This is a genomic window from Elusimicrobiaceae bacterium, from assembly GCA_017528825.1.
Taxonomy (GTDB): domain Bacteria; phylum Elusimicrobiota; class Elusimicrobia; order Elusimicrobiales; family Elusimicrobiaceae; genus Avelusimicrobium.
The window spans coordinates 21,249-30,191 of sequence record JAFXOI010000004.1; the positions used below are offsets into that span (position 1 = coordinate 21,249).

The following is an 8,943-nucleotide window of genomic DNA, read 5'->3' on the forward strand; positions in this document are numbered from 1 at the left end:
CGTTTCAACTGTAAAAGTTGTTATTTGGCTTGAGAAACGGCTACGGCTACCGCCACCGTCGCTCCTACCATCGGGTTGTTCCCCATACCAATTAAGCCCATCATTTCCACGTGAGCCGGTACGGAAGACGAACCCGCAAATTGCGCATCACCATGCATACGACCCATGGTGTCGGTCATACCATAAGAGGCAGGACCGGCGGCCATATTGTCCGGGTGTAAGGTGCGGCCTGTACCGCCACCGGAAGCCACGGAGAAATATTTTTTGCCGTTTTCAATGGCCCATTTTTTATAAGTGCCAGCCACCGGATGTTGGAAGCGGGTCGGGTTGGTGGAGTTTCCGGTAATGGATACGTCCACTCCTTCGTGGCGCATAATGGCTACGCCTTCGCTCACATCATCGGCACCGTAGCATTTCACTTTGGCTTTATCGCCGTCGGAGAAAGCTTTTTCGCTGACGATTTTCAGTTCGCCGGTTTTGTAATCATATTCGGTTTCTACCGATGTAAAACCGTTAATACGGGAAATAATATACGCGGCATCTTTGCCCAAACCGTTCAAGATAACGCGGAGCGGTTCTTTGCGCACTTTGTTGGCGGTGCGGGCAATACCGATAGCACCTTCAGCGGCGGCAAAACTTTCATGTCCGGCTAAAAAGCAGAAACATTTGGTTTCTTCGCGCAGCAACATAGCACCCAAGTTACCATGGCCTAAACCGACGGCACGTTGATCGGCCACAGAACCGGGGATGCAGAAGCTCTGCAAACCGACACCGATTTTTTCGGCGGCTTCGGCAGCGGTTTTGACACCGGCTTTCAAAGCAATCGCGGCGCCCACGGTGTAAGCCCACACGGCGTTTTCAAAAGCAATCGGCTGAATGCCTTTGACGATTTTTTCTACGTCAATGCCTTTGTCCAAGCAGATTTTGCGGGCTTCTTCTAAATCTTTAATACCGGCGGCTTTTAATGCGGCATTAATTTTGTCAATTCTTCTTTCGTATCCTTCAAATGTGATCGTCATAACTTTTCTCCTTTGGCTTACTCTTTGCGGGGGTCAATTTTCTTGACAGCTTCGTCAAAGCGGCCATAGGTTTTGACGTTTTCTTCAAACGCGGTTTTGGCGTCGGTGCCTTTTTTAATCGCGTCCATCATTTTGCCCAAGTTGACAAATTTATAACCAATGATTTCATTGTTCTTGTCTAAACCGATTTCCAACACATACCCTTCGGCCATTTCCAAATAGCGCGGGCCTTTGGCTTCGGTACCGTACATGGTGCCTACTTGGCTGCGGTGGCCTTTGCCCAAGTCTTCCATGCCGGCGCCAATCGGCAAACCGTCGTCAGAAAAAGCACTTTGCGTGCGGCCATAGACAATTTGCAAGAACAGTTCGCGCATGGCGGTATTGATAGCATCACACACCAGGTCAGAGTTTAACGCTTCCAAAATGGTTTTACCCGGCAAAATTTCCGCCGCCATTGCAGCAGAGTGTGTCATACCGGAGCAACCTAAGGTTTCTACTAAAGCTTCTTTAATGACGCCATTTTTTACGTTCAAGGTCAATTTGCAAGCACCTTGTTGCGGCGCACACCAACCCACACCGTGGGTCAGACCGCTAATATCACTAATTTGTTTGGCTTTAACCCATTTGCCTTCTTCAGGAATGGGAGCCGGATCGTGCTTGGCGCCTTTGCAAACGCAGCACATTTCTTTTACTTCTGGGGTGCATTTTTCACAGCTCATGAAGTTCTCCTAATAGAAAAATAAATCTTACTGTTATATTTTAGCAAAATCAAACTGATAAAAACACCCCGCTTTAAATTAGGAATCGGGATATTCTAAATATGTGACTTAACTAGCACATTTAGGAGCATAACTGGGACAGTATGTGCCTTTGCAACATCCTGTACCATTATAAGTTCCTGTACAACTGCCCCCAGCATTTGCTTCACACACTCCTCCATCATTAACAGTAATTCCCATGCAAGAACTACCAATATCTGCCACACATTTTCCACCTTCTAATGTGACATATCGACAAATATTGTATTGGTAATATCCCTCTGTGTTTCCTGTAGCCCAACAAGTTCCTCCAGAATTAATTGTTGAATATCCGCATCCATCTTGGCTTTCTCCCTTACATATGCCTCCATCGTTAATAATTGAATTTGAGCAGGCACCATGATGGCCTGGACCCGTAGCAATGCACATTCCACCATTATTAATCTCTGAACGGACACATCCATTTGAATTATTACCTTCACAAATTCCACCTTCATTGATAGTTACATCACTGCAAGTTCCCCACGAATTAGCAATACATTTTCCCCCTTCATTAATTATCGGTTTCGTGTAAGTATCCGTCCAACCACATGATCCCTTTTCAAAAGGCATATTTAAACTAATACAACGAGCTTGATCATTTTTGTAACATTTACCTGTGGAATTTGCCCACGAACGGTTCGCATTATCACAGGTGGCTTTGTCTATGTCTTGGTCTAATAAATATCCGACATAGCCGTCTTGTTCTGTTAATTCTTGCCCCATTAACAATTTGCCACATAATTTATTCGCCCGTTCATCATTTTTTAATGCTTCACAATGTAGTTGCCCGGCAAACAGTGGGCTATCATCTAAATAACTGGCTAGGCGTACATTAGCTAACTTACTATTGGTAACGCGTATCACATTGGGGTCAGCGGTATTATTAGGGGTCACTAATGCAAACGTTAAATCCGCATTATTCATGGTAACGTCCAAATTAGCCATATTATCTGTATAAGACCCATTAGTCATTTTAATCGCTTCTTCAGCATCTTTAATGGCTTTGGCTCCGGGGAGCATGGTGCTCCAATGGCTTTTATCCACCGCCCCTTGATACATGGGAATAGCAATCGCTGACAGCACTCCGATAATTAATACGACTACTAATAATTCAATTAGGGTAAAACCTCTTTTCATAATTCCTCCCTACTAAAAATAAACCACTGTTTTTCCTTCAAAAACACGGCTAGAAACAATGTAAACGACAAAAGTGTCACAAACACTTCAGCGTCATAAAAAATGGTAGCAAAAAAAAAAAACGAGTCAAGCTTTTTTTGTCCATACTTTTTCTTTCCGAAGAAAAAGTACACAAAAAGACGGTCGGCCAAGAAGCAAAAAAGAATCTGCAAACGGCTGTTTGATAAACTCGCTTTACTCATACATATCAAACAGACTACCCCATTTGCAGATTCTTTTTTACTACGCTTCAAGGCCGATTTATATGGAGATCCTGAGCAGTCGACTCCTGCATGACTCAGGATAACAGTTGACAATGATAACAAAATCTTTCAATAGTTCATACATATTTCTGTTTCATAGCACAAATTGAGGGTTGCTTTTTCCCCGCAAACAGTTCTACAATAAAAGTATCTATTTATAAGGAGTGTATTATGAGCATAAAATTAGCTGTTTCCGATTTACCTACTTCCACTTTTACCTGCGGGCCCAGCCAAGGCCATCCCGTCATCCGGCAAACCCCGCTTTATAAAACTCAATTTGAACGCAGTCACCGCGCCAAAGACGTTGCCGCTGAAGGTTTATACAAAGAAGCCACCGACAATTTGCGCAAATTATTAGATTTACCGGCCGACTATACCGTTATCTTTTTTATGGGTGGGGCGACCCCGGCTTTAGATGCTGTAGCATGGAGCTTGACCAAAGATTCCATTTCCGGTTTAAGTTTTGGTGCTTTCTCTAAACTGTGGTGCAAAAAAATTGCCGGTTGTTTAGAAGACAGTGTTAAAAAAGAATTTAGAGAAGCGGCCGAAGGTGAATTTTTCCCGACTGAAAAACCGAACTATCAGGCCAGTTTAGTCGTACTCACTCCCAATGAAACTTCCACCGGTACGCAAATCCCCAACGAGTATTTAGAAGAAGCATGGGCTCAAAAAGGCCCCGATACCTTAGTCGCGTGGGACTGCACTTCTTGCGCAGGCGGACGGGATTTGCCGAAAAATAAATTTGATGTCATGGTATTTTCTATGCAAAAATGCTTTGGCGTAGGCGGCGGCAGCAGCGTCATTATTTTAAGCCCGAAGGCAGTAGCCCGCATCGCAGAAGCGAAACAATACCGTCGCATTCCGTACAGCCTAGACTTAACCTATGCCGTCGAAAAAGCACAAGAAAAAATCCAAACAGTCAACACTCCCAGCACCACTAACATTTGGATGTTCAACGAAGCGGCTAAATGGATGAATGAAAACGGCGGACTCAAGGCTATGGACGCTTTGTGCCGCAAACACGCCGATTATTTGCTCAAATGGGCCGCACAAACAGACTGGCTTAAACCCTTAATTGCCCAAGAAGAAAACCGCTCTTACACCACGTTAACGCTAGAAATAACTGATCCCAAAATTGACGCGGCTGAAATCAGCAAAGCACTCAAAGCCACCGGGCTTCCCAATTTGCAAGACGGTATTAAAAAATACTCGGCTGTCAAACAAAATTCCTTACGTATTGCTTGTTTCCCGTTCGTAGATATCAACGGAGTAGAACAATACGAAAAATTAACGCATGCCGTAGATGAAATTGTCAAACAGTTACGCGCTCAGGAGGCCAAATGAAAATTTTAATTGCAGATAAATTTCCGATTCATTGGACGGAAGTGCTCGCCAAACAAGGTCATCAAATTACCTCTAATTCCGCTTTAGATGAAAACACCTTGCCCACGGCGATTAAGGATAACGAAATTTTAATCGTGCGCAGTACCAAAGTACCCGCCGCGGTAATTGATGCGGCAAGCGCACTAAAACTCATTATCCGCGCCGGCGCCGGCACCAACACCATTGACGTCAAACACGCCGCCGAAAAAGGTGTTGCCGTGTGCAACTGTCCGGGTACCAATTCCATCGCAGTAGCGGAACTAGCGATGGGTCTTTTACTCGCGTTAGACCGCCGGATTTACCACAACACAAACGATTTGCGCCACGGTGTTTGGAATAAGGGCGAATATGGCAAAGCGCGCGGTATTTTCGGCCGCACGTTGGGCATTATTGGGCTAGGGCATATCGGACAAGAAGTAGCCAAACGTGCCGCGGCTTTCGGCATGAAATTAGTTGCTTATGACCCATTTGCCAAAGATGAAACTTTTGCTAAATTAAACGCCACGCGCTACAACGATATTTATGAATTAGCTGCCGTGTGTGATGCTATTACCATTCACTTGCCGGAAACACCGGAAACAAAAGGGCTGTTTAATAAAAAGTTTTTTGACGTAATGAAACCGGGCACTATTTTTATTAATGCTGCACGCGGCGGATTAGTGGTCACCGCTGATTTAGTAGAGGCAGTGAAAACCAAAGGTATTAAGGCTGGCTTAGATGTCTATGAAAAAGAACCCAAAGCCGCCGATAAAACCTTTGATTTTAGCCCGTTTGAAGGAGCTGAAAATATATACGGTACGCACCACATCGGTGCTTCTACCGACCAAGCCCAAGATGCCGTGGCCGAGTGTACCGTAAAAATTATTGATGAATATGCCGCTACCGGCAAATTTTTATACAAGGTGAACTAATGGCTACCGTAAAACCGTTTCGTGGATATCGTCCTACCGCTCATGTAGAGCAACTTGCTTGCCCGCCCTATGATGTAATTAATTCACAAGAAGCGCGGGAAATGGCCGCCGGAAATGAATTTTCTTTTCTACACGTGGAAAAACCGGAAATTGATTTGCCGGAAAGCGTAGATTTGTATGACGAACAAGTCTATGCCAAAGGTAAAGAAAATTTAGAAAAATTCATTGCCGACGGTACCTTAAAACAAGACGAAAAACCGTGCTTTTATATTTATGCGCAAACGATGAACGGACGTACACAATATGGTTTGGTGGCCGCTGTATCGGCCGAAGAATATGACCAAGCTATTATTCGTCGCCACGAACTCACACGCAAGGATAAAGAAGAAGACCGCACCCGCCACGTAGATACCTTATCTGCTACCACGGGGCCTGTCTTTTTAACCTATCCGGACCAGCCGGAAATGAATCAAAAAGTGGCAGAAATTTGTGCCGGCACACCGACTTATAAATTTACCACTTCCGACGGAATCGGTCACACTTTCTGGATTGTATCCGATGGAAACAGTATTGAAGAAATTATCCGGATTTTTGCCAAACTGCCCGTCCTGTATATTGCTGACGGACATCACCGTTCCGCTTCAGCAGCCAACGTGGCGCGTAAACGCAAAGCGGCTAATCCAAATCACACCGGACAAGAGAGTTATAACTTTTTCCAAGCGGTTATTTTCCCTGCCAGCCAGTTATATATCATGGACTATAATCGTTTGGTAAAAGATTTGAACGGACTTACGCAAGCGCAATTTTTAGAAAAGATTGCAGACAAATTTGAAGTACTTCCCACCGGCCAAGCCAAGCCGGCGGCCCGCCATCAATTTGGCATGTATTTGGGAGGCAAGTGGTATACACTAACAGCCAAAGCCGGCACCTTCAATGAACAAGACCCCGTGGATGCATTAGATGTCAGTATTTTGCAACAAAATTTACTGGCTCCGATACTGGGCATCGGCGACCCTCGCACCGACAAACGCATCAGTTTTGTAGGAGGCATACGCGGACTTGATGAATTAAAAAAGAAAGTAGATAACGGAGCCTATCAAGTGGCTTTTTCGATGTATCCTACTTCTATTGAGGAGCTAATGAAAGTAGCAGATGCCCGCTTAATTATGCCCCCGAAATCTACGTGGTTCGAACCCAAATTGCGCAGTGGTTTAGTTACTTACAAATACTAAATTATTCCCCGCTGATGTGTCGGCGGGGAATAAAAAATTTGCATTTTCTGTAACAGATTTGCTACATTAACAGACAGTTGTTTATTGCTAGAACCGATTTGAATTATTTAAGGAGTAACCCTTATGGCAACAAAGAAAAATACCAAAGATACGTTAACAGCAGCCGAAATTAAAGAAATTAAAAAACATTTAGAAGAGCTAAAAGCAGACGCGGAAAAACGTTTAAAAGAGAAAAAAGATATGGATATGCCGGAAGCCGAAGTGGGCGATCCGATTGATGTGGCCGGACAAAGTTTAGATAAGGAAATTTTGTTTGAACTGTCCGGCAATTCCCATAACACCATCGGCCAAATTGAAGCGGCCTTGCGCAAAATTGAAAAAGGAATTTATGGCCGCTGTGAATTGTGCCGCCAACCCATTCCCAAAAAACGCATTAAAGCATTGCCTTTTGCACGCTACTGCGTAAACTGCCAAAATTCGTCGGAATCTAACCGCGGATAGTTTATTAATACAGACAAAAATTTACCCCCCGAAGATTTCTTCGGGGGGTTTGTTAGATAGTCTTTATAATTTCGGATAATACACGGGCGTTTTGCGCACGTCTTTGGCATGGGCTTTAATTTTATATCCTTTCTCACTTACCCCAATGCGAAATCCTTTCTTTTCCAACACGGCCTGTGTATCGCGCTGGAACTGCACCGGATCGCCGGACAAGATAGATAAGCGCAACAAATCATTGGTGTAATAACCATACTGTACGCGATGTACTTCTTCCAAATAACCAATCTTTTCCAAGTGCGCTTGCGCTTTATTAATCAAACGTTGTTGGGCAAAAGAGCCTGCTCCGAAAAACGAATGATAGAAGTATCCCACAAAAGAGGTCATCAGTAGAATTCCCGTCAAAGTAAGCACCATGCTTTCCACCCAGCTTTTCGGGCGGGATTTAACTACAATAGACCCTGCGGTCATATCTTGCAAGGCACGATGTTGATCATCGATAGAGGCCAGCAAAAATCCCCCCATCAACAAAACCGCGCTGACATAATAGCTCAACGTACGCACAAATGCCCGCACAATTCCTAAGGGTTCTCCGGTATTTTTATCTAATACCTCAATACCAACCAATTTTTTACCTACTGTATGACGGCCGCCGCTGGTAAACAGGGTCATATATAAGATGAAAGGAATATTAACGCCCGCTACCAGCCAATATAACTGTTCTAAGTCAAAAGAAACAAAGCGAACGATGACCCCAAGAAACAATTGATACAAAATAAGAATAAGCCCACTATCAATCAGTAACGCCACAAAGCGTTCCGGTATACTGGCCACTACCGGGCCCTGCGGTTCTTCTTCCGGTTGTTGCTCCGGCTGGGCACTGCGCACCAGCGGAGTGGTATCATCCATAATATTAATGCGATGTTCTTCCATACAATCTCCTAAAAACGCTGTTGTATTGTAAACCCTTTTTTGTATTATAACAAGTTTTTAGTAGGTAGCATAGTAAATTATTCAGATTTTTTCGCATGCTATCTTTTATATTAATCTGCACATTTAGGTGCAGAAGCCGGACAATACCCTTTTCCATAATCTTCACAACAGCCGCCGTTGGTGTAATTGGCTCCAGAACAATAATTGGATTTACTTGCATAACAGATAGAACCTGTATAAAAAGTTGTATTCAGACATACCCCTTCACAAGAGCTTCCTTCATAAAATTCACTTCCTCTACAATAACCATAACACTGTCCCTTATTTTTAAATGTATTTACCTCACATCCAAGTCCGCCTTTATCATTACAAATACCTCCATCAAACAAGCTAAACACACATCCTCCTTGTACATATCCGTTACAAATTGCACCGCTATAAAAAGTTCCGCCACATCCTTGATTTGTCTTTCCTTCGCAAATTCCTCCCTCATAAACATTCAAACCTTTACACGAATGATATGTAGTTCCTTCACACACTCCCCCTTCAAGAATAGTTTTTCCATTATCCCCATTATATCCACAAAATCCATCACTATACGGCATCCCTAGGGCGGTACACCGGGCTTCTTCACTCGTGTAGCATTGCCCCGTCGTATTGGCCCACGCACAGGGGCCGGGGTAATCTAATAAATATTTATCATAGCCGTTTTTACTGCCTGCCTTTTG

The 8,943-nt window shown here is 43.9% G+C and carries 10 protein-coding genes; 4 read left to right on the top strand and 6 right to left on the bottom strand.

Features of this window, described 5'->3' with window-relative positions; translation table 11 throughout:
• Nucleotides 1–20: 20 nt before the first annotated feature.
• The 4 genes from IKN49_01765 to IKN49_01780 all read right to left on the bottom strand — a co-directional run bounded on the left by IKN49_01765 (nucleotide 21) and on the right by IKN49_01780 (nucleotide 3,198).
• Nucleotides 21–1,019: a GGGtGRT protein gene (locus IKN49_01765; GenBank protein ID MBR3631781.1), complete on the bottom strand. Its 999-nt coding sequence runs from the start codon at nucleotides 1,017–1,019 to the stop codon at nucleotides 21–23.
• A 17-nt stretch (nucleotides 1,020–1,036) separates the two neighbouring features.
• Nucleotides 1,037–1,738, bottom strand: coding sequence for a hypothetical protein (locus IKN49_01770; GenBank protein MBR3631782.1), 702 nt, complete (start codon nucleotides 1,736–1,738; stop codon nucleotides 1,037–1,039).
• A gap of 108 nt (nucleotides 1,739–1,846) precedes the next feature.
• Nucleotides 1,847–2,956 carry a prepilin-type N-terminal cleavage/methylation domain-containing protein gene (locus IKN49_01775; GenBank protein ID MBR3631783.1) on the bottom strand — a complete coding sequence of 370 codons (1,110 nt, stop codon included), beginning with the start codon at nucleotides 2,954–2,956 and terminating at the stop codon, nucleotides 1,847–1,849.
• Nucleotides 2,953–3,198, bottom strand: a complete 246-nt coding sequence (locus tag IKN49_01780; GenBank protein MBR3631784.1) for a hypothetical protein — start codon at nucleotides 3,196–3,198, stop codon at nucleotides 2,953–2,955. The genes IKN49_01775 and IKN49_01780 overlap by 4 nt, the downstream gene beginning before the upstream one ends.
• 231 nt (nucleotides 3,199–3,429) lie before the next feature.
• Here IKN49_01780 and IKN49_01785 point away from each other — a divergent pair, with 231 nt between their 5' ends.
• The 4 genes from IKN49_01785 (at nucleotide 3,430) to IKN49_01800 (ending at nucleotide 7,285) form a co-directional block, all read left to right on the top strand.
• On the top strand, nucleotides 3,430–4,602 hold the full coding sequence (locus tag IKN49_01785) for an aminotransferase class V-fold PLP-dependent enzyme (GenBank protein ID MBR3631785.1): 1,173 nt from the start codon (nucleotides 3,430–3,432) through the stop codon (nucleotides 4,600–4,602).
• Entirely contained in the window at nucleotides 4,599–5,552 is a 954-nt protein-coding gene (locus tag IKN49_01790) for a hydroxyacid dehydrogenase (protein MBR3631786.1), read from the top strand. The genes IKN49_01785 and IKN49_01790 overlap by 4 nt, the downstream gene beginning before the upstream one ends.
• Nucleotides 5,552–6,784: a DUF1015 domain-containing protein gene (locus tag IKN49_01795; protein MBR3631787.1), complete on the top strand. Its 1,233-nt coding sequence runs from the start codon at nucleotides 5,552–5,554 to the stop codon at nucleotides 6,782–6,784. The genes IKN49_01790 and IKN49_01795 overlap by 1 nt, the downstream gene beginning before the upstream one ends.
• Before the next feature lie 123 nt (nucleotides 6,785–6,907).
• Nucleotides 6,908–7,285, top strand: coding sequence for a TraR/DksA family transcriptional regulator (locus IKN49_01800; protein MBR3631788.1), 378 nt, complete (start codon nucleotides 6,908–6,910; stop codon nucleotides 7,283–7,285).
• Between the two features lie 63 nt (nucleotides 7,286–7,348).
• On the opposite strand, the gene IKN49_01805 is transcribed toward IKN49_01800, so the two are convergent.
• Both IKN49_01805 and IKN49_01810 read right to left on the bottom strand, forming a co-directional pair.
• Entirely contained in the window at nucleotides 7,349–8,215 is an 867-nt protein-coding gene (locus IKN49_01805) for an RDD family protein (protein ID MBR3631789.1), read from the bottom strand.
• A gap of 110 nt (nucleotides 8,216–8,325) precedes the next feature.
• Nucleotides 8,326–8,943, bottom strand: a 618-nt coding sequence (locus IKN49_01810) for a hypothetical protein (protein MBR3631790.1), incomplete at its 5' end; no start/stop codon positions are given.

Bases quoted from the DNA above. Each gene is read 5' to 3' on its own strand.
- IKN49_01765 (MBR3631781.1), bottom strand. From the start codon at position 1,019: ATGACGATCACATTTGAAGGATACGAAAGAAGAATTGACAAAATTAAT.
- IKN49_01770 (MBR3631782.1), bottom strand. From the start codon at position 1,738: ATGAGCTGTGAAAAATGCACCCCAGAAGTAAAAGAAATGTGCTGCGTT.
- IKN49_01775 (MBR3631783.1), bottom strand. From the start codon at position 2,956: ATGAAAAGAGGTTTTACCCTAATTGAATTATTAGTAGTCGTATTAATT.
- IKN49_01780 (MBR3631784.1), bottom strand. From the start codon at position 3,198: ATGAGTAAAGCGAGTTTATCAAACAGCCGTTTGCAGATTCTTTTTTGC.
- IKN49_01785 (MBR3631785.1), top strand. From the start codon at position 3,430: ATGAGCATAAAATTAGCTGTTTCCGATTTACCTACTTCCACTTTTACC.
- IKN49_01790 (MBR3631786.1), top strand. From the start codon at position 4,599: ATGAAAATTTTAATTGCAGATAAATTTCCGATTCATTGGACGGAAGTG.
- IKN49_01795 (MBR3631787.1), top strand. From the start codon at position 5,552: ATGGCTACCGTAAAACCGTTTCGTGGATATCGTCCTACCGCTCATGTA.
- IKN49_01800 (MBR3631788.1), top strand. From the start codon at position 6,908: ATGGCAACAAAGAAAAATACCAAAGATACGTTAACAGCAGCCGAAATT.
- IKN49_01805 (MBR3631789.1), bottom strand. From the start codon at position 8,215: ATGGAAGAACATCGCATTAATATTATGGATGATACCACTCCGCTGGTG.